The 21,345-nt window shown below is 56.1% G+C and carries 12 protein-coding genes and 2 pseudogenes; 11 read left to right on the plus strand and 3 right to left on the minus strand.

Features of this window, described 5'->3' with window-relative positions; translation table 11 throughout:
* Nucleotides 1-62 precede the first annotated feature (62 nt).
* Nucleotides 63-758 (minus strand): hypothetical protein, encoded by a 696-nt coding sequence (locus FHS27_RS26945; RefSeq protein ID WP_184308906.1) that lies wholly within the window; start codon nt 756-758, stop codon nt 63-65.
* A gap of 317 nt (nt 759-1,075) precedes the next feature.
* Between FHS27_RS26945 and FHS27_RS26950 the strand changes: the two genes are divergently transcribed.
* Nucleotides 1,076-2,236: a Gfo/Idh/MocA family protein gene (locus FHS27_RS26950; RefSeq protein ID WP_184308988.1), complete on the plus strand. Its 1,161-nt coding sequence runs from the start codon at nt 1,076-1,078 to the stop codon at nt 2,234-2,236.
* 53 nt (nt 2,237-2,289) lie between these two features.
* Here the strand turns inward: FHS27_RS26950 and FHS27_RS26955 are convergent, their stop codons facing one another.
* Nucleotides 2,290-2,679, minus strand: coding sequence for a TolB family protein (locus FHS27_RS26955; protein WP_184308908.1), 390 nt, complete (start codon nt 2,677-2,679; stop codon nt 2,290-2,292).
* A gap of 340 nt (nt 2,680-3,019) precedes the next feature.
* Between FHS27_RS26955 and FHS27_RS26960 the strand changes: the two genes are divergently transcribed.
* The 5 genes and pseudogenes from FHS27_RS26960 (at nt 3,020) to FHS27_RS26970 (ending at nt 9,186) form a co-directional block, all read left to right on the plus strand.
* The gene (locus FHS27_RS26960; RefSeq protein ID WP_184308910.1) at nt 3,020-3,910 is read left to right on the plus strand and encodes a Nif3-like dinuclear metal center hexameric protein; all 891 of its coding nucleotides are present in this window, start codon (nt 3,020-3,022) and stop codon (nt 3,908-3,910) included.
* Nucleotides 3,911-3,995: 85 nt separating this feature from the next.
* Nucleotides 3,996-5,222: pseudogene (locus tag FHS27_RS31790) on the plus strand (preprotein translocase subunit SecA); the annotation flags it as partial.
* Nucleotides 5,223-5,279: 57 nt separating this feature from the next.
* A pseudogene (locus tag FHS27_RS31795) lies at nt 5,280-6,044 on the plus strand (preprotein translocase subunit SecA); the annotation flags it as partial.
* On the plus strand, nt 6,045-7,709 hold the full coding sequence (locus FHS27_RS31800; RefSeq protein ID WP_449224082.1) for an SEC-C metal-binding domain-containing protein: 1,665 nt from the start codon (nt 6,045-6,047) through the stop codon (nt 7,707-7,709).
* 157 nt (nt 7,710-7,866) lie between these two features.
* A complete protein-coding gene (locus FHS27_RS26970) occupies nt 7,867-9,186 on the plus strand; it encodes a 3-deoxy-D-manno-octulosonic acid transferase (RefSeq protein ID WP_184308914.1) in 1,320 nt (439 codons plus the stop codon).
* Between the two features lie 14 nt (nt 9,187-9,200).
* On the opposite strand, the gene FHS27_RS26975 is transcribed toward FHS27_RS26970, so the two are convergent.
* Nucleotides 9,201-13,295 carry a serine/threonine protein kinase gene (locus FHS27_RS26975; protein ID WP_184308916.1) on the minus strand — a complete coding sequence of 1,365 codons (4,095 nt, stop codon included), beginning with the start codon at nt 13,293-13,295 and terminating at the stop codon, nt 9,201-9,203.
* A gap of 116 nt (nt 13,296-13,411) precedes the next feature.
* On the opposite strand from FHS27_RS26975, the gene FHS27_RS26980 reads away from it, so the two are divergent.
* The 5 genes from FHS27_RS26980 to FHS27_RS27000 all read left to right on the plus strand — a co-directional run bounded on the left by FHS27_RS26980 (nt 13,412) and on the right by FHS27_RS27000 (nt 21,295).
* Nucleotides 13,412-14,806, plus strand: coding sequence for a hypothetical protein (locus tag FHS27_RS26980; protein ID WP_246421031.1), 1,395 nt, complete (start codon nt 13,412-13,414; stop codon nt 14,804-14,806).
* On the plus strand, nt 14,803-15,324 hold the full coding sequence (locus tag FHS27_RS26985; RefSeq protein ID WP_184308918.1) for a CinA family protein: 522 nt from the start codon (nt 14,803-14,805) through the stop codon (nt 15,322-15,324). Before FHS27_RS26980 ends, FHS27_RS26985 begins: the two co-directional genes overlap by 4 nt.
* Before the next feature lie 191 nt (nt 15,325-15,515).
* Nucleotides 15,516-16,796 carry a hypothetical protein gene (locus FHS27_RS26990; RefSeq protein ID WP_184308920.1) on the plus strand — a complete coding sequence of 427 codons (1,281 nt, stop codon included), beginning with the start codon at nt 15,516-15,518 and terminating at the stop codon, nt 16,794-16,796.
* A gap of 57 nt (nt 16,797-16,853) precedes the next feature.
* Nucleotides 16,854-20,552, plus strand: a complete 3,699-nt coding sequence (gene ccsA, locus FHS27_RS26995; protein WP_184308922.1) for a cytochrome c biogenesis protein — start codon at nt 16,854-16,856, stop codon at nt 20,550-20,552.
* 404 nt (nt 20,553-20,956) lie between these two features.
* Nucleotides 20,957-21,295 (plus strand): P-II family nitrogen regulator, encoded by a 339-nt coding sequence (locus FHS27_RS27000; protein ID WP_008684605.1) that lies wholly within the window; start codon nt 20,957-20,959, stop codon nt 21,293-21,295.
* The last annotated feature ends 50 nt before the right edge of the window (nt 21,296-21,345 follow it).

The following is a 21,345-nucleotide window of genomic DNA, read 5'->3' on the forward strand; positions in this document are numbered from 1 at the left end:
GCCGTCGCGGCGTGGGATCACTCCAGGCACGTTGGAGCACTCCAGGCAACGATAATCGAGCGTTATCGAAGGTCGTCGCGATCGACGACCGGGTTGGCGGTGCCTTGGCCGACGAGGAACATCACGCCTTGTTGTGGGCGATTGGACTTCATCGAGATGCGATCAAACGGGATGCCATAACATGCGTAGTTGCCCGACGCGGTGTCCAAGACATAAACGACCGAAAACCCGAGCGGGCGGTTGCTACTGCTAGGGAAATCAGCCGTTCCCGTTGCCATGATGTAGTTGCCGCCTTTGGCCTCCATCCCCAACGCGTCGGCGACGTTGATGGTGTACGTCGCCATGAATCGTCCGAGTCGCGGGTAGAGCACCGAGCACTGCAGCAGACCGGAGTTGTGATCGAGAACAAACAACGCCTCGGTTTGTTCACTGATCGGGCCGGTGCACATCGAGAACTTTTCGCTGGAGACCGCTGCGGCCGCGTTGGCAATCGGTAATCCCGCCCAGTTGGCAATCGTGTTGGATTGCGACTGAGCTTGGTTTTGTTGGCTCGCCTGGCGGGCGGCACCGGCAAAGTAAGTTGCCGCGCAGGTGGCAGTAACGGCAACGATCGCGAGCAAGGCGATGCCGCATCGTTGTAAAGTTTTCGTTTCCAACAGACCACAACACGTCGCGGTTCGGGCGACCGGAAGAGCCGTCAGAGTTGGATCGCTTTGTGAAGAAGCGGAAGGAAAGTTGTCAGATGAGTTTTCGTGCATCACGGGACCGCAGGGTTGGGTTGGCAGAAAAAACGAGGCATCCCGAATGGGACACGAGTTGAACGCCTATTGGCGCTCTGATTGTACCCTTTCCTCAAGAACTTTACGATTGGAGAATCCGTCGGCCGTCTTATGATCTGGACCGCAGGCGGTGCTGAACTGCCGGCCGGGCTGAACTTACTGGCCGAGGTTGCACCTGCGTGCCGATGTTGGACGTGTTGGCAAGCCGAGTTGCGTTAGGGTTTGTACTTTCGACTACTTTTTTACATCCGAGAAATGACATGGCGTTGAATCCTCCTCTGGCTCGTAGGCTTCGCATGGGCATCGTGGGCGGCGGACTGGGCTCGTTCATTGGTCGCGTGCACACGATGGCAGCCGGACTCGATCACCGCTGCACGTTGGTGGCCGGTGCGTTTTCGAGTGACCCCGAGAAGAGCAAAAAGACTGCTCCCACCTACGGCGTCGAGGAATCGCGTGCGTATGGCAGTTTCGAAGCGATGTTGGACGCTGAATCACGTCTGCCCGCCGAAGACCGGATCGACTTCATCAGCATCACGACGCCTAACCACACGCATTACGAAATCGCGAAAGCTGCCGTTGAGGCGGGGTTCAACGTAATCTGTGACAAGCCGATGACGTTTGATTTGGCGCAAGCGGAGGCGTTGCTCAAGACGGTAGAAAACTCCGATGTTGTTTTCGCGTTGACGCACAACTACACCGGCTACCCGATGATCCGTCAGGCTCGCGAGATGATCAAAGCCGGGGAACTCGGGAGGATCAACGCGATCCGAAGTCAATACATTCAAGGGTGGCTCGCCGAACGCGTTGAAGAGGGGGACCACAAACAGGCCGCTTGGCGAACCGATCCGGCAAAGAGCGGAGTCGCTGGGGCGTTTGGTGACATCGCGACGCACGCGTTTAACTTGGGACGTTATGTAACCGGTGAGTTGCCGGAGTCGGTGAGTTGTCATCTGAAGACCTTCGTCGAAGGCCGTCGCCTTGATGATTACGGAACGGCTGTCATTCGTTATCAAAACGGAGCGCTCGGAACGGTCACCGCGTCGCAAATCAGCCACGGGCGTGAAAACGATTTCGAGCTGGAAGTGGACGGTACGCTGGGTTCCTTGAAGTGGCGTCAGGAATCACCCAATGAGATGGTCGTTCGCAAAAACGGGCAACCGCATCAAGTCTATACTCGCAGTCCCGGTTCCGAATTCATGAAGCCGCTCGCCGAGGCATCGTGCCGTTTGCCAGCGGGACACCCCGAAGGCTTCTACGGGGCGTTCTCAAACATTTATGCTGCGGCGTTTGATGACATCGCCCTGCGAGCTCAGGGGTTGCCATTCGAACGACGCGATACTGTTTATCCGAACGTGTACGACGGTGTGGAAGGCATGTTGTTCATTGAGCAGTGCGTGGCCAGTCATCAACAGAACTCGGCGTGGATGCCGCTGAGTCATCCCGCGGCACGACGATAAGACGCGCCGAATTCATTTGCTCAACGACTCTCGCGGACAACGCTCGAATGGAACTAACGATCGCTGCTGAAAGCGATGGTTTTGCCATCAGGTGAAAAGCTCATGCCGCGATTGATCGTTCCGATTCGCTCTGGTTCCAACAGCGAGATCAATCCTGGCTCAGAAACCGAGAGCGAATAGAGGTAAGAGTTCGTCCACTGTCCTGAGAGCCGTAGTTGGCCCGGCTCTTGAATCGACACGACAATCTGTTCTCCATCGGGCGACCACGCCGGCGGACCGTACAGTCGCAAACCGCGGCGATGTTCGGTATAGAGAATCTGCAGCGTATCGAGATCACCCGAGGCCTCTATGGTCGCCACGTGTTCTTTGCCGTCTCGCTTACCTACGAAAACCAACTTCGTTCCGTCGAGAGACCAGTTCCCGCCGGAGTATTCAATCTCCATCTCGTCGCCAAGGATGTCGGTCAGACGGCCGGATGCGATGTCGGGCGTAATGCGATTCGCTGTCGACGGTGGGGAAGATCACGCGGTTCGTGCCGGGGAGGGCCGATCGATCGCGATTTGTAGGGATCGGAAAAACACGGCCTCGAAAACGGGGGCTCGTTAGAGTCGTGTTCGTTGCGGGAACGCGCTCGCGGTATTGAGCGAGTTTGGCGTTTTCGAAGATATAGGACGAGTGAGGGGCCTGTTTGCGGGCGTTTACGGTTGGAATCCGGATCGATACTCTGGCGTTTTGTGTTCACCAATGCCGATTGACCGTCCTACCTCGTTCTGCAGACGACCCATGCAAGTCCATCATCTCTGTCAGGCGATGTCCGAAATCGCGCCGCTGCGGCTAGCCGAAGACTGGGACAATGTCGGTTTGCTACTGGGGCATCGTTCGGCACCGGCGGCGCGGGTAATGACGTGCCTGACGGTCACTCCAGCCGTGGTCAGCGAGGCGGAGGACGAAAACGTTGACCTGATCATCGCGCACCATCCCCTGCCGTTTAAACCGATGGGGAAGATCAATACCGATTCGGCGGCCGGCGAGTTGGTTTGGCGACTGTGTCGAGCGGGGACTGCACTATATAGCGCCCACACGGCTTATGATTCTGCGGTTGGCGGCATCAATGATCAGTGGTGTGAGGCGTTGGGCCTTTCCGGAGGCAAGCCGTTAATTCCCCAGATCACTTCTCATCCGACCGACGCTCGCACGGTGAAAGATAGGGACACCCGCGAGGTGACCATGGCGATCGGTGCGGGACGTTATGGAGATCTGCCTGAGGCTCGACCTGCGAGTGAAATCTTGGCCGCGGCGGCGGAATTTTCCAGTGCGACGCGACCTCGGATGGTCGGCGACCCCCATCGGCCGATTCGGCGGATCGGTGTCGCATGTGGCAGTGGTGGCAGCTTCGTGGGAGCGGCTCGCCGGGTCGGTTGCGATCTGCTGCTGACCGGGGAGGCAACCTTTCACACGTGCTTGGAGGCGGAAAACACGAGTTTATCGCTCGCCCTGGTCGGACATTACGCGAGCGAGAGGTTTGCGATGGAGAGTCTGGCCCGGCGTTTGCAAACCCTGCCCGATTCCCTCAAAACCAAAGCCAGAATGGCGAATGAGGCAGGACTGGAGGTCTGGGCGAGCCGCAGAGAGCATGACGTGATCGCAGTTGACCCAGTTTCTCAGAACCCGTAACGTTGAACGCTGGCACGGTTTACGTAAACCGCACGCTTTTCCGCTTTCCTGACCGCACCGTTTCGCCCTCGCCCCCTTAACATATATGTCCATCCTCGAGCGTCTCTGGGACCTTCTCGGCCTTCTTTTCGGAGGAACCTTCGAAAAAATCGGCCAGCTCGCTACCAGCGTTTTCGGTTCGGCCAACGCACGCCAAGTTGCCAAGTTGCAAGAACGCGTCGACAAAATCACCGCCCTGGAACCTACCTACGAGAAGATGACCGACGAAGAGCTTCGGGCGCAGACCGAAGCGTTCCGGAAACGGCTTCGACAGGGCGAAACTCTCGATGATTTATTGGTCGAGGCGTTTGCCGTCTGCCGCGAAGGCAGTAAGCGGTTCCTCGGTATGCGTCACTATGACGTGCAGTTGATCGGGGGGATGGTGCTGCATTCCGGAGCGATCGCCGAAATGGTGACCGGGGAAGGTAAAACGCTTTGCGCGACGCTCGCCGCCTACCTCAACGCACTCGAGGGTAAAGGCGTTCACGTGATTACGGTGAACGATTACCTCGCTCGTCGTGACATGGAATGGATGGCTCCGCTTTACATGAACCTCGGATTGACGGTCAACGCGATCCAGTCGGGGATGAGTACCGAAGCCAAGCAGGCCGCATATCAATGTGACATTACCTACGGAACGAACAACGAGTTCGGGTTCGATTATCTCCGTGACAACATGCGTCCGGCGGGCAAGGGTGACGATCGTTTCCCGAGTGACGCACAACAGTGCCAGGGGCCGTTGAACTACGCCATCATCGACGAAGTTGACAATATTCTGATCGACGAAGCTCGGACGCCGCTGATCATCAGTGGTCCCGCCGATCTTGATTTGGGCCGGTACGCCGAAGCCGATCGTGTCGCTCGCCAATTGCAGAAAGAAATTCACTTCACCGTCGACGAAAAACAGCACAACGTGACGCTGACGGACGAAGGTGTTCGTGCGGCAGAGGAACTCGCCGGTGTGGAGAGCTTCTACACGGCTGGCAACATGGAATGGCCGCACTTGATCGATAACGCGTTGAAGGCGCATTATCTCTACAAGATCGACGTCAATTACGTCATCAAAGACAAACAAATTGTCATCGTTGACGAGTTTACCGGGCGTTTGATGGAGGGCCGGCAATGGTCCGACGGGTTGCATCAGGCCTGTGAAGCCAAAGAAGGCGTGCCGATCAAGCAAGAGACGCAAACGTTTGCCACCGCGTCGTTGCAGAACATCTTCAAGATGTACAAGAAGCTCTCCGGAATGACGGGGACGGCAATGACGGAAGCGGACGAGTTTTGGAAGATCTACAAACTCGATGTCGTTGCCATTCCGACGCATCGTCACATGCAGCGGATCGAGCATCCTGACCTGATCTACCTCACTGAGAAAGACAAGTTCCGCGCGATTGCCGATGATGTCGAACGTGCCCATAAATGGGACGTGTTGACCTTCAAAGACGGCAACGAGGTTTGGGGGAAAATCGAAAGCGAAACCGACACCGAAATCAAATTCATTGCCAAGAACGAAAAGAACGTCGAGAGCATCTCACGCTCTGAGGTGACATCGGTCGAACGCGCCGGACGCCCTGTTCTCGTCGGTACCGTTAGTATCGAAAAGAGTGAACGTCTCGGTCAGATGCTCGAACGACGCGGCATCCCTCACAGCGTGCTGAACGCAAAACAGCACGGTCGCGAAGCCGAAATCGTGTCTCAGGCTGGACGCATCGGTGCCGTTACGATTGCGACGAACATGGCTGGTCGCGGTACGGACATTATCCTCGGTGGTAATCCGGAAACAATGGCGTGGGCCCAACTGCAACACACCTATCCGACTCGATTGGAAGTGCCGGACGACGTTTGGAACGATCTCGTCAAAGAGATCGACGATCGTGAAGGCATGAAGGCCGAGGGCGAAGTCGTGCGGAAACTCGGTGGGCTTTACGTCCTCGGTACCGAACGTCACGAATCGCGACGGATCGACTTGCAGCTCCGCGGTCGTTGCGGTCGTCAAGGCGATCCCGGTGGCAGTCGATTCTTCCTGTCGCTCGAAGACGACCTGATGCGAATTTTCGCAGGCGATTTCGTCAAGAGCATCATGGAACGGATGGGAATGAAGGAAGGCGAAGCGATCGAGTCAACACTCGTGACCCGCCGAATCGCCGCGGCTCAGAAGAAGGTCGAAGAACGCAACTTCGAAATTCGTAAGAGCCTGCTCGAGTACGACGAGGTTATGGACGAGCAACGCAAACGCGTTTATCGCTATCGCCAAAACCTGCTCGACGGTCACTCCTCACGCAACATGATTCTCGGTCTCATTCGTGCCGAAATTCAAACGCATGTCGACACGTTCCTCGATCCAAATTACGGCGTCGAAACGTTCGCGACGTTTGCCGGATCTCAACTGCAATGCCAACTCGACGCTCGTGATTTCCAGAACATGGAATTCGAGATGGCTGACGGGTACGCAAAAGATCAGGCTGAACGCAAAGCCGAAGTGATGGTTGCCGAAGCGGTTGAGGAAAACCTCCCTGGCGGCATGGAAGAGGAGTGGAACTGGAAGGCGATGGCGACGTGGGCCAACACGCGTCTGCAAGGAAATTACCAGGATCACAAGCTCAAACAACTCGATCGCGACGAGATGATCGACGAGTTCGTCGAGAAGGCTCACGCTCTGATCGAAAAGACTGACCTCTCCGAAGGCGAACCGCTGCTCGATGCCGAGTACGGTCTGCGAGTCCTATGCGGTTGGATGCGGCACAAGTTCGGTATCGAAACGACGCCTGAAGAATTCCGCGACGTCGAAGATCGCCGGAAGGTCACCGAGACGCTGATGCAGCGAGCCGAATCGGCCTATGCCGAGAAGGAAGCCGAGTATCCAGTGCTCACGGGGATTTCGCGTTTCACTGAGAAGCAGGGCTCGCAAGTTTCGCTCGATCGCGAAGGTCTGATTTCCTGGGTGAAGGGCCGGTTCAACACGGACCTGTCACTCGATGAGATCAAACTCAACCGCGATGACCTGAAACAACAGTTAATCCAGCATAGCAAAAAGTCCGCGAGCGAGTCTGTCGCTGCACAGGACAAGGCTCTCGAAAAAGTCGCCGAAATCTTCTCGGGCGCCGACGACGAAACCACTGCTTTGTTGGCCAGCGGAGATAGTGGCAAACTCGAAGCACTCGTCGAATGGCTCGGCACCGAATTGAATCACGAAACTGCCGTGGAAGACCTGTCGCGACTCAATCGCGCGGATCTGACATTGGCGGTCCAAGGTGCGGTCGATGACCGGTTCTATCCTGAAATGCGGCGAATGGAGCGACAGATTTTGCTCAATATCGTCGACGATTCGTGGAAGAATCACTTGCTGACGATGGATCACCTTCGCAGCAGCGTCGGACTGAAGGGCTACGCCCAAATGGATCCGAAGGTCGAATACAAACGCGAAGGCATGCGGTTGTTTGAAACCATGTGGGGAGCCATCGGCGAACGTGTGTCCGATCTGATCTTCCGTATGGAATCTTTCAATGAGGACTTCATCCGCAGCACATGGGTCGACGCGCGTGCTCGTCACGACGATGCTCACGAAGCGGGCACGGCAGCACGGATGGCCAGCGATACCGCTGCACAACGTGCCGCATCGGGTAGCGAAGGTCGAGGAGATGGTGAAGAAGCGAAACCGGAACCGATTCGCAAAGATGAGCCACGTGTCGGTCGCAACTCGCCTTGTCCGTGTGGCAGTGGCAAAAAGTACAAGTCGTGCTGCATGCGGAAAATGGTTTAACGTCGCTGAATTCAAAGCGGCGACGTGAACGTGCAGACTGATCGTCTGCGGTTCACGTTTTTGCCGAGAGCATTCGGGCGAAGACAGGGATTCACATTTTCAACTGAGACGAATCACTCGTCACCGAAAGCTAGTTTCGAAACCAAAGGGAACACGGATGTTTCTGAATTTGCTCTACGCGACCGCACTCGTGATGCTGTCGCCGGTGGTTCTTTACCGCATGATTCGTCACGGGCGTTATCGACGTGGGGGTTCGCAAAAGCTGTTCGGGTTGTCGCGGCATCACGCGGCGCAGTTGCGGGGCGACCATGGGCGAGTGATTTGGTTGCACGCCGTCAGTGTGGGCGAAGTTAATTTATTGCCCGAATTGGTCAAGCGACTTGCGGTTCGCTCACCCGATGCCGCGATCGTGATTAGTTCGTCGACTGACACCGGTTACGATCTGGCCGTCAAGCATTTTGGGGCGGATCGAGTCTTCTTCTGCCCACTCGATTTCACGTGGGCCGTTTCTCGAACGCTCCGGAATCTCCAGTGTAGCCATTTGGTTCTCGCGGAGTTGGAGTTGTGGCCAAATCTGATTGCCGCTGCGGAGCGACTGGGGTGTCCGGTTGCCGTTGTCAACGGGCGATTGAGTGAACGGAGTGCGGCCGGCTATCAGAAGTTTGCTCGTTTGTTAACGCCGACGTTTGCGCGGTTGTCGATGGTCGGATGCCAAGATGTGGTGACGGCAAAACGGTTTGTTGATTGTGGCGTTGAACGGACTCGAACCCGTGTGACCGGGTCGTTGAAATTTGACAACGCACCGCGTTCGCGTGAGACCACGGAAGTTGCTTCACGGATGAATTGGGCGGGTGTGGACGCGTGGCACCGCGTTTGGTGTTTTGGAAGTACACAATCAGGCGAAGAAGCGTTGGCGATCCGGGTTTTTCACCGTTGTCGACAAGAGCATCCCGAGTTGCGTCTGATCCTCGTTCCGCGGCATCCCGAGCGATTCGACAGCGTCGCTGACCTGATTGTCGCAAACGGTGATCGTGTGGTGCGACGAAGTCGAAATGACAGTCAATTCGATGATCAATGGGAAAGCGATGAAGTGATCTTGGTCGATACGATCGGAGAGCTAAAGCACTGGTGGGGCGTTGCCCAAATCGCGACAGTGGGTGGCAGTTTTGGTGACCGCGGCGGGCAGAATATGCTCGAACCGGCAGGTTATGGGTGTGCGGTTTCGTTCGGCCCTAATACCAAGAATTTTGACACGATCGCTGGTCGGTTACTCGATGGGGGAGGCGCCGTTCGGGTTGCCGATGAGGATGAGCTCGAACAGTTCGTACGTCGTTGTTTGGATGATATTCCGGCCGCCGATGATCTCGGACGAAACGCTCAATCGATCGTTGATGAGCATCGTGGTGCCTACGATCGCACTATCGACATGTTGGGAATTGGCGATTCACGTTCGCAATCCAAGCGTCGCGCGGCGTAGCGACGGGGCTTTCCCTAGGGATCCGTTCTGTTTGGTTCCTGTGGAAAGCGTGCTTTCGTGAACTCGCGATAGTCATCGGTTTCGCGGATCGATTCGAGATCGGCGTCAGCGTCGAAGGTTGATCGCCAAGCTGGATCGTCAAAGAGGCCTGCATCGGCGGCTTTTTCGAGTCCTTTGATGGCGTTGGTTTGATACCAGGTCGAGAGCGAATGTCGAACCGGTTCGCTGAGATGGGCGTCGTTTTGCAACGCCCGGATCGCGAGTGCGAAGTTGACCGCGAGGTTGTAGTAAGAAAGCGGTTCGAGCTCGTCAGCGCCGAGCAACGGAGCGGAACGTTCAGTGCCCGCGAGGAACGATCCGAGGCGAATCTCAGCGTCGCTGAGGTTAATCGCGATCGTGTTTCGTTGCGGACTGCGTTCACTGATCTTGTACGCTTCGGACAAAAAGTATCTCGCTTGCTCGTAGTTTTTCTTGCTGTGGAAATGCGCGGCAGTTTGTCGGTAGGCGAGCATCGCGGTGTCGCGAACATCATCCGAATGATCGTATTCATTCAGCATGGCGGTGACGGTTTGGTGCAATGAATTGACAAGGTCGTCAACGTCTTGGTCGAGGTCCAACAGGTACCCGATCAACAGGTTTTCGACCAACAACTGATACGCGAGGTTTTGGGACGTGGGCTCGCGGCGGTGTAGTTCGATTGCTGCTTGACGGGCCCGTTTGCATTGGTCGGCTGCCGTTTCCAGTTCCCCGTCGGATGAGCTGATCGTTGCCAGTTGGACTAGATCACCGACGATCGAAAGGAGTTGCGCATTGTCGAGTTCGTTGAGCGGCACTTCCTTGATCACGTCGAGACTCTTGCGTGTATAGGCGTTGCTGTTTTCTTCGGCATTCTCGAGGTCAAATTCCTTTAGCCAGTCGCCGTAATCACGGAGGGATGTGGCGAGATTTTTCCGTAATACGGGTTCGTTGGGAAAGTCGCGAACGAGCGTTTCGCGAACGGCGATTGCGTTGTCCAGGCGAGCAAACCCTGCGTCGACCTGCCCTGCCCCGAATCGGTACTGAGCTTCCGTGTCGAGGGAGTCGGCTTTCCGTTCGTTGGGAAATGGGACGTTCCAGTAGGTGTCCGGGAATTGTTCCATCATCTGTTGACGATGGGCTTCTTTGCCCGCCGCATCCGCCCAACGTTCATTGGATTGATCGAGTCGACCGAGTACCGAGTAAAGGCTTGAGCGAACTTCGGTGTAGGCGACGCGATTGGGAAGCGAGTCGAGTTGATCAAGGGTTTCCTCGGCGACATCGAAACGTCGTTTGATTTCAGACACCGCAGATTCGTCTTCGAACCACATCGAAAGCATCGCGGTATTGATCAGCGTTTTGGCAAAGAGAACCTGGATGTCTGGTATCTGGGGATATTCATGTGCGAGTTGTTCGACGGGACTCAAAACGCCAGTGGCGTCTTGGATGATTTCATCGGGAGCCTTGCCCTGGCTCAGATCAGCGAAGACGAGATTCAATCGGGATTTCAACAAACGATAGCGATACATCACCACGGATGGATGTGCGTTGACGAGTTGGCCGTAAAGTTCGATGCCCTTGGTCAGTCCGTTTCGAACCGCGTTTGGATCGGGGTTCGGTCCTGCGATCGCGAGTGTCGTGGCCATCGTGTTTTCAACGTCGATTTTCAGTTCGGCGTAGGAAAGGTTATCGGGATGTCGGTTAACGAGTTGCTGGGCGATTTTTTGTGCCTGTTCGGCGTACTCCAGTGAAGGATTTCGCAAGCGAGCGTTGCCGGTTTCTCGGGCCATCGACACCAAGACTCGCGCGCGGAATTCGAGTACGGTAATTTCGTTTTCACGCGTAATCTCAATCTCGTCGGATTGCGACAATGCCGTCTTCCAATCATCGATGGCGCCCAATACATCGCCTTCGGCAGCCCGACATTCGGCTCGCTCGGCGAGGCTGTGGTTCAGACGCAGTCGCCAATTTTCAGAAAAACGTTTGGCTGCAGATGAGCGGCGACTGATCGCTTCATCCAGGGTTGTGATGGCCGCATCGGTGTGTCCTGTGGTGAACTGAGATTTTGCCAGTTGCGTCGATGCGGCGATTGAGATTGACGCCATGTCAGCGGTGGCCACGGAGTCGGCGTACGCAATGGCCTGACGTGCATGATTCATCGATTGATCGAATTCTGCTGTTATGTCGTAGAGCGTGGCGAGTTGCAGGTGCGTGTTTGCACGGAGGCTTTCGAATTCGTTTTTGTTATTGAGGGCGAGATCCGGCGATTCAAATTCCTCGCCAAGATCGTGCAAGTTCTTCTCGACGGTCTCGTATTGTTTGATTGCATCGGTAGGCGATTGCGTGTTGTGAATGATCGCCGCGAGAAGCGATCGCCACTGGGCCTGTTCCAATCGGAGTCGCGGATCGTCGGGGTTCTGCGAGAGGAATTCGACAAAGTAGGGTTCGGGCGATTTGAGAAGTTTCATGCGAAGTTGTTCGAGCCCTTCGGCCTTGAGACGTTCGTCCTCGCTGATCTGCACGAAGGATTCTCGAACGGCCTTTCGGGCCGCGATCAGGTTGCGTTCGGCGGTATCGCGTTGAGCGGCGACCTCCGCGTTCTTCGTCGATAGCAGTGCGGCGATAACGCTCAGAGCGATGATTCCCATTAGTAATGCGGCGATTCCTGACGTCACCAACGTTCGGTGCTGACGCATCCAGCGACGCAGTCGCTCGTGCCACCGTTCTCGGTATGCGGTGACCGGTTCGTCGGCGAGCCATGCGTCGAGATCGTCTGCGAATTGCTTGGCCGTTTGGTAGCGATCCGATGGTAGTTTCGCAGTCGCCTTCTCAACGATGGCTGCGAGTGCGACGGGAATGCTGGGGTTGATCTGCGTCGGGGCAACGGCGTCTCGGTGCTTTGCCTTCTCCAGCACACGACCCGTTGACGTGCCCGGGTACATGATCGTCCCAGTGAGGATGGTGTATAGCGTTGCACCCAAACTGAAGACATCACTGCTGGGGCCCATTTCGGATTGTCGACCGTTGGCCTGCTCAGGCGACATGTAGGGTGGCGTCCCCCAGATTTTGCCCTCAGAGTCTTTGGTAAGACGAATCGATTCAAACCTCGGAGTTTGCTCGCTGAGTTGGTCGTGAAGGTTATCGGCGTCGCGCGATGAGTCGTGTTGAAAGATCGCGGCCAAGCCCCAGTCGACGACGAGGGTTTCGCCATAAGGACCGAGCATGATGTTGTCGGGTTTGATGTCACGATGAATAACGCCCCGGCTGTGGGCGTAGTGGATCGTATTGCAGACGTCGAGGAACCGGTTGAGCAGTTGCCGTAGCGCGAGCGACGGGTCGCGACCGTTTGGGAAAAGTGGTTCGCCCGAGTGCAGCGTTTTGATCGCGGTTTTGAGGCTTTTGCCACGTATGAAACGCATTGCGTAAAAAGGGCGTCCGTCTTCGTATTGGCCCATGCCGTAGACGGGGACGACGCCCGGATGTTCGAGCGAACCGGTGATGGAGCCTTCGACAATGAACATCTGCCGGCTCGCCATGTTGTCGGCGTAGTGGTTTTGGATTTCTTTCAACGCGATGTCGCGGTGCACTTCCATGTCTGTGGCAACGTAGATTTCCCCGAGTCCGCCTCGGGCATGGAAACGTTTGGATCGATAACGCGCCGGGATTCCAGGTGTGTTCGTCAACGTGGGACGCATCGATGAATTTGGCGACGCCACACGTTGTTTGGCATTCGGATTTGCGACAACGTTATGTCCCACTTCTGGGACAACGGTCTGGTAGGTGAGCAGTGCGTCGGGAGTCGCGGCGTGCGTTTCCAAGAGATGATCGAACAAGGAAAGCGGGAACGGAAGCGGATCGATCGCGGCAAGGCTCGCCGAACTGTCGTCGTGATGCTGCCGCAGATGGTCTTTGACGGCCGCGTCGATTTGTTGGCGTTTCGCTTCATCGATCATTCCGGTTTGCACCATCGTGTCGGCGATTGATCCGTGCGATTCCATCCGCGCAACGGCGCGGCCGAGTTGTTCGTTGTCAATTTTCGCGTGGCGAAACGCGAAGGCGGTGAAGAGCAATTCCAGGTCGATCGGACGGATCATGAAGTGACTCGAATCGAGGGCTGTCGAAAAGTGTGCGGGTAAGACATTTGTAGAATACCGAAATTGATTGGCATAAATGGATTGATCGTGTGGTTTTGGTCGCAGACAATGAGGGGATGCTTCGTTTTATTTACGTGATTGGGGAAAGTCCGATGCATGGCTATGCTGCCGCCCGCGTTTTGTTTTTGTCATTGGTCGCGGCGATGATTAGTACCGGATGCACGCGAAAAGTCTATGAAATTCAGCTCAAACCGGACGGGACGTCGATTGAGCGAACATTGACCGTGTGGAGCGAGACCACGAGCGCCGACAAAAAAGTATCGCCGCTTCCGGAAGGGGAACTGAGGCACTTTCGACAGTTTTACGATTCGGCCAACGATCGCTTGGAAGGTGACAAGCATGTTTTCTCAGGTCGATTCGAAGGAGAGATGCCGCAGGACGTTGGCGGGGCAGGCAGTTACACGCATTTCGAATCTCCACTCGGTTCAACGTCTTTGTACAGTGAGCGGTTTCGCGGCGAGGATGATCTGCAGGATTCGATAGCGAAACGTAACCAGGCGGTCGACAAGATCATTGCGTTGTTGCTGCATTGGGCGCGAAACGAACTGCCTGAATTAGAAACACGTCAGCGGATAGAGGTGTTCCTCGATCAAGATCTACGGCGGGATCTGATGAATCTCTCTGCGTATTGTCTGACTCACGCGATGCTCAGTGATCTCGATGAGCAGGAAATCGGAAAACGCCTGGCCGCCCGCATGGCGCAGTATCTCGTTGAACGCGACTACGTACGTTGGCAGGAGGTTCCGAGATTGTTGCGAGTATTTAGTTCCGAAGACCCTGACCAATTCGCGGGCCTGCTTCATGCGACCGTGATTCGCAAGTTGGGGATTCCCGAAGGTGAATCATTAGCGATTCTTGCCGATGCTGAGCGACTCGCGAATTCGTTGAGAGAGTCTTTCCGTGAAACGGAAATCTATCGAACCGAACTTGCTCGCTATCAAGAAGAACACCCGGCCGACGACGAGGGCGATTCGTCCGAAGAGATTGATCCGCTAGGGTTGTTGGCGGGGTTTGCGTTGGAGGCGACGCTTCCAAAATCGGGTTCGGGATGGACGGTCGTGGAGGTCGATCTGGAATGCGGCATTGAACCTTTTGCGACCAACGGGACATGGGATGAAGAATCGAAATCTGTGAGTTGGAATGATTCGATCGATGATGCGACCATTCCTGTACTGGCGTTTGCCGCCTGGAGCCAACCTGATGTCGAGAATCAAGAACGCCTCTTTGGTTCGACGGTGTTGTCGGGTGAGGAACTCGCGAAGTATGTTTTTTGGTATCGCGGACTCAACGAGAGCGAACGTGAGCAATGGGACGAGTTTTTTTCTGACGTGACGCCCGACGATGATTGGCGGGAAAGGCTCGATCGATTTGAATTCCCCGAAGCCGATCAACTGGCCGAAGTTGCGCGTCGCTTGTTGAGTGAGGCTTTGACCAAAACAAAAACAGAATGACGAATCCGATGCCATTGCCCGAAGCCGTTTCTCTCATCAAACGATTTCGCGAATCGGGGTGGCGGATCGTGTTGGCCGAAAGCTGCACCTGTGGAATGGCGGCTGCGATCATGGGCCAAGTGCCGGGGGCCAGTGACGTGTTCTGCGGAAGTGCGGTGACGTACCGCGAATCGGTCAAATCGGACTGGTTGGGTGTCGATGCGGCTACCCTGCGACAGTTTACCGCAGAGAGCCAGCAGACGACTGACGAAATGGCGAGTTGTCTGCTGCAACGTACGTCGGAGGCTCGCTGGGGAGCCGCGATCACCGGGCATCTGGGGCCTGGGGCACCGGCGGCGACCGATGGGCATATTTTTGTTTCGTTGGCTGGTCGATCGACGGGCAACAAAGTCGAGAAGGTTGCCTCGGGCGAGTTCGTTTTGACGTCGACGAATCGGACCGATCGCCAGATCGAAGCGGCGGAAAGCTTCATTCGATGGATTTCGGACCAAACATTGGGGAGTGAGGGCCGCGGATGATGTCAAATTTCTCGCTGATGGACTGAGAACAAAAGCGATGTCTGTCGCGTTGAAACCGACATAGCGGTTAGGTTTAAACGGACTCATTTGGTATTCTGGCGTCCTGGTAATGGACCTGATCCTTCCTGAAGTGCTCCGGTTGTCGAAACCTCCCGCCTCAGCCTTCCCCCATCTCACCTTGTGCTGCTCAATTGTCCACGTATTTTGATTCTTTGAATCTGTTTCTTCAGAAAACGCTCGTTCGCTTTTGCTGCATCGGAGGAGTTGCGACCTGCGTACTTCTCGCGGGATGTTCTGAAGAGGCACCGATTGTGACCTATCAGATTCCGACGACGGTTCCGGCGGCACTGGCGGCCGAGGACACTCGGATGGTTGCGGCGATTTTGCCGCAAGAAAAGCAGGCTTGGTTCTTTAAAATCATGGGGCGTGTCTCGGCGGTCGATCGGATTGCGGATGAGTTTCGTGAGTTTGTCGAGCAGATTGAATTCAAGGACGGCGAGCCGGTCATTGGGGAACTGCCCGAAAATTGGAAACGCGGCGGTGCACGGGCGATGCGGTTCGCCTCGATCGATATCAACACGCCGGAGCAGCAGCTCGATCTCAGTATTTCACAGCTCGCCCGGATGGATGATTGGGACGCGTTGGTCACGAGCAACGTGACACGGTGGCGCGGTCAGGTGGGGCTCGAGGCGACGGACGAAAAATGGTCAGGAGCCGAGGAATTGGATTGGCAAAACGGCGACTCGTCGGCTGCCGCGGTTTGGGTCGACGTTACGGGACGCCCCTCAACCTCGGGGCCGCCTGCGATGGGCAGTCCCCCTTTCGCAGGCGGGGCTCCGATTGCTGGTGGTGGCCCGTTTTCGGGGGACGCCCCGTTTGCCGGTTCTGGTGCGATGCCATCGGGGGCGAGCGGTTCTCCGGATCCACACGCGGGATTGCCTCGTTCGGCACGCGAGGCGATCGCTGCCCGCGCCAAAGAGGTGGGAGGAACGGAGAACACCGATGCGAAGCAATCCGATTCAACTACGGATGAGGAAGCCTCGAAATCGAAACTCAAATACGACCGTCCCGAGGGATGGAGAGATGGCCGCATGAGTATGATGCGATTGGCCGCGTTTAATGTCGGCCCTGAAGACAGCGCGGCCGAAGTCACGATCATTAATGCCGGTGGTGATTTGCGCGGCAACGTTGCCCGATGGATGGGGCAAATTCGTGAATCCGCCGTGCCAGACGAAGAGGTCGACGCGGCGTTAGAAAACGCAGAGAAATTTGAGGTAAGCGGTCGGCCTGCGCAGCGGTTTGTGTTATTGCCCGAGGAGCGAAGCGACGCTGGCGAAGCTACTGCCATCGATGCGACGATCATCCCTCTCGAAGAAGGATTCAGCATGTTTGTCAAAATGACCGGACCGGTCGAAACGATCAATTCACAATCCGAACAAATGAAAGCATTCTTGCAGAGCATTGAGTTCTGAGCCGTCTCAGCACCTCGAACTTAATCCTCCCTCCCTCGCCTTCAGGCCCCATCCATCATGGCTTCTGTTACTACCGATTTCCCCGCTGATCGCTCCTCTCCTGTCGGTACGAAGACGGGGCAGACATCGATAGCGTATCAATTTCTCGCCGCGATTGGCTCGCTTAAGATGACGGTCGTCTTGTTTGCATTGTCGATCGTGTTGGTGTTGGTCGGGACGTTGGCTCAAGATGAAATGAACATGCAGGAGGTGAAAGAACGGTATTTCCTTTCTTGGATCGCACCCCTGCATATTGATGACTTTTTCCCGCAGGCGTTCTATCGTCACGACACTCCGATTCCGGGTGTGATTCCGTTTACCGGTGGTGCATTGATCGGGTTTCTGTTGATGGTGAACCTGATCGCCGCCAAGATCACCCGTTTCCGGTTACAGGCAAAAGGTGGTCGACTCGCCGCGGGGCTTGCTTTCCTGGCACTCGGAATCGGGATCGCGGGCGTCGTTGTTTTCCTCGGGCATAACGACGATGGTTTGCAGGGTACGCCGCCGGAATGGTTGGGGTACGAGCGGTTGTGGGCATTGATCATGGCGACGTTGGCGGTCGGGGCTATCGCGTGCGGTGTCGCCGCGTCGAGTGCTCGATCGGTTGTGTTCCAACGATTAGGTTTCGTTGTGGCGGCGTTGCTTGGCGTCGCGGTCATCGTGTCGTTGGCAACGGGGTTTCGAATTGGCGATCCGGGTTTGCGGATCGTATGGCAGTTAGCCAAGGGGCTCGGTGCGGGCCTCGTGATGTTGGTCGGGTGTCAAATCGCGTTTGGAAAACAGGGCGGGAACGTGTTGTTGCATCTGGGCGTCGGGTTGTTGATGGTTGGTCAATTCGCATTCGGCGACCGGCAAACCGAACAGCGGCTCAGCCTTGTTGAAGGGCAGTCCACCAACACGTTTGTCAATCTCGACCAAGTCGAGTTGCAGTTGATTCGGACCGAAGACGGGATTCAAACCGTGACCGCGATTCCGGCGCAGCGGTTGGTAGACGTTGCGGGCCGTGACGACGTGCTCAGTGATCCGTCATTGCCTTTGGACGTGCGAGTGATTGAGTATTTTGAAAACTCCTCGCTCGTTGAATTGAAAAAGGACAACCCCGCAACGAAAGGCATCGGGCTGGAGGTGTCTGCGGCCGAACGTGGTAAGTCCGGCGGCGCCAAAATGGAAATGAATACACCGTCGGCGTATATCGAACTGATCAACCCCGACACGGACGAGTCGCTCGGTACGTTCTTGGTCAGCCACTCGATTAACGATCGTGCGATCTTGATGCCGGACGGCAAGAGCAAAGACATGATGGACTCCGTCACGGTCGACGGAGAAACCTACGAGTTCGGATTGCGTTTGCATCGAGAGGTCAAGCCTTACTGGGTTCAACTCGACGATGTTCGTCGTGTGAATTGGAGCGGTTCGGACACGCCTCGTGATTACTCATCGTTCATTCGCATCGTTGATGAAGAGACGGGTGATGATCGAAAAGAACGGGTTTGGATGAACAACCCGTTGCGATATCGCGGTGAAACGTTTTATCAATCCAATTACACCGAATTGCCTGGCGGTAAAGAACTGACCGGGATTCAGGTGGTTCGTAATTCGGGATGGTTGATCCCCTACGTCGCATGCAGCATTACGGCGCTGGGGATGTTGGTCCACTTCTGGGGAACGCTGACTCGATTCATTGCTCGGCGGCGACGCGAAACGAGCGGCAACGTGTCATCCCCGCTGGAGCCCGATCCGTTTGGGCGGTTCGGCGAAGATGAGCTTTCGGGCGGTGTCATCAATGGCGATGGTGCGGGAGTTGATCTCAAGCGGGGGCAAAAGAAGGAACGCGCGAGCTGGCCGGTGGCGTTGTGGATTTCGGCCGTCGTTTTGGGCGTTGTCTATTTGTTGTTGCCCGCCTCATCGATGCAGAATATGCGCCGACCGACCGAGCGCGATGCGAAGTTTGATTTCGCTGTCGCCGGTAACCTGCCGGTGCAGTACGGCGGGCGAGTGATGCCTTTGGATGCGTATGCACGCCAGACTCTGAAGGCGATGACGAACAAAGATTCGTTGCCGATCGATGGCGCCCCGTCCAAAATCCAAGAACGCGTCGACACGCGTAAAATGTCTGCCGTTCAGTGGTTGATGGAAGTCGCCATGGACAGTGAAGAGATTCGCCGATTGCCGATGTTCCGTATCGACGCCGAAGAGGTTCGCGCGGAGTTGGATCTCGAGCGACGTGAGAGCAAGCTGTATTCGTTGCAGGATATTGGCGATAACCTCGAACGGTTCACCACCTTGGTTCGTGAAGCCGGTGCGAAAGACACGCTTGAACAGGATTTCAAGGACAAGAAGCTGATCGAACTTGATATGCGGACGCGGCAATACACGCTCGCGGCAGCTTCGTTTCGGTTGCCGATCCCTGACGCGATTCCGGCTGACTTTTTCCCGGAAGGAACGAGCGAACAGACACGGCAGCTCTTTGCACTCCGGCGACTCGAAGAGCGTATGAATAGCTTGGCGAGCATGAAAGCCCCCGCGATGATTCCGCCGAAACCGAGCGAGGCGGTTTCCGATGAGATTCAGCCGAGATGGACGCCGTTCGCGCCCGCGTTCTTTGACATGGCGAAGAACGGACTCAGCGAAGGCGAAACGCCCGCGGGCATTCGCACGTTCAGTGAGATGATTCGGTCGTATGGCGCCGAAGACGCGGCGGCTTTCAATGCCGCCGTGGACAAGCACTTGGCGAGTGTGCAGTCGTATCCGATTGATGGATACGATCGCGCGGCCGTTTCGTTAGAGGGATGGATCGGAAGTGCGAGCCCAACGAACGTTGCGATCTTTATCTACACGCTCGCATTCGTGTTGGGGTTGATTGCGATGGCAATCGACGCACCGCGTTTGAACACCGCCGTGTGGGGCACGGTCGTGATTGCGTTTATTGTGCACACGATCGTGATCGGGGCGCGAGTTTATATCACCGGTCGGGCTCCCGTGATCAACCTCTACTCGTCCGCGATTTTCGTCGGTTGGGCTGCGGCATTGTTTGGTTTGGTGGTGGAGCGGATGTTCCGTTACGGGACCGGCAATTTGCTCGCTGCGTTTGCGGGTTTCATGACATTGCGGGTCGCCGATTACATCACGTTGCCGGTCGGGCAAGCGGAAACGATGGGGGTGTTGCAGGCGGTCTTGGATACTCAATTCTGGTTGTCGACTCACGTGATCACGGTCGCACTCGGTTACGTCGCCACAATGGTGTCGGGGATGCTGGGGATCGGATATCTGGTTTCGTGTTGGCTCGGCGCGAGCGATCGGGCTAAGCGTGACTTGTATCGCGTCATCTACGGAGCGTCGTGTTTCGGGATCTTGTTCAGTTTCGTCGGTACGGTGTTGGGCGGTCTTTGGGCGGACGACTCGTGGGGACGATTCTGGGGCTGGGATCCCAAGGAGAACGGTGCTTTGCTGATTGTGATCTGGAACGCTCTGATGCTGCACGCTCGGTGGGACGGGATGGTCAAGGCGAAAGGGTTTGCGATCTTGGCGATCGGTGGCAACATCATCACCGCGTGGAGTTGGTTCGGGACGAACGAATTGGGCATCGGGTTGCACAGCTACGGGTTCACCGAAGGGATGCTCAAGGCGTTGGCGGTGTTCTTTGCGGTACAACTTGCATTCATTATCGCGGGAATTTTCGTGCCGACGCGCGATCCGGCACCGCCGGCTGCTGGGTAGGTGTTTTGTCATCGTGTCTGTCGCGTTGGGCGGTTGGAAACGAGGCGTGCGAGCGTGAGAGCTGAGGGGGCGAAAGTTCGCTTACCTGGACTCTTTGGGTGCCGAAAGGCTGCCTACCGTTTTTGCGGCGTCGTGCTGACGGATCGGCGGTGTCGGTTTAGGGCGTTCAGGGTGCCGGTTAGAACGCCATGTTGGTGCGGCGACGGACCAATATCGTGATTTTTGAGCAGGATTCCGCTGGTTTCCGTTGAAATTGCCCGTCTGGTGAAGTGCCCTGCCATGCGTGTAGAATGGGGCGATACAGGAACGGTCGCCTATCAACTTCGTGCGGCGACCACAGCATGACGCCGCTATCAACCGGGTCGTCTCACGCAAACTCGTTAAATCCGCTGGAGCCCTCTGCCGTGAAAAAAGTCGAAGCCATCGTTCGCCACTTTAAGCTCGAAGATGTTAAAAACGCATTGACGGAGCAAGGCATCCACGGCATGACCGTTAGCGAAGTACGCGGTTTCGGTCGCCAAAAAGGGCATACGGAAATTTACCGCGGTACGGAATACGCGATCGATTTCGTTCCGAAAGTCAAAATCGAAGTGGTCTGCACCAGCGATAACTTGCAAACCGTAATCGACACGATTTTGCAAACTGCTCAGACCGGTCAAATCGGCGACGGTAAAATCTTCGTCACCAATCTGGAAGATTCGGTACGGATTCGAACCGGCGAGCGGGGCGAAGAGGCACTTTAAGTGCTGATGACTCGTTATCGGGTCGATATGGCGGCTCGTTGATCTTTCCT

The sequence above is a fragment of the Aporhodopirellula rubra genome (assembly GCF_014192335.1).
In the GTDB taxonomy this organism is placed as follows: domain Bacteria; phylum Planctomycetota; class Planctomycetia; order Pirellulales; family Pirellulaceae; genus Rhodopirellula; species Rhodopirellula rubra.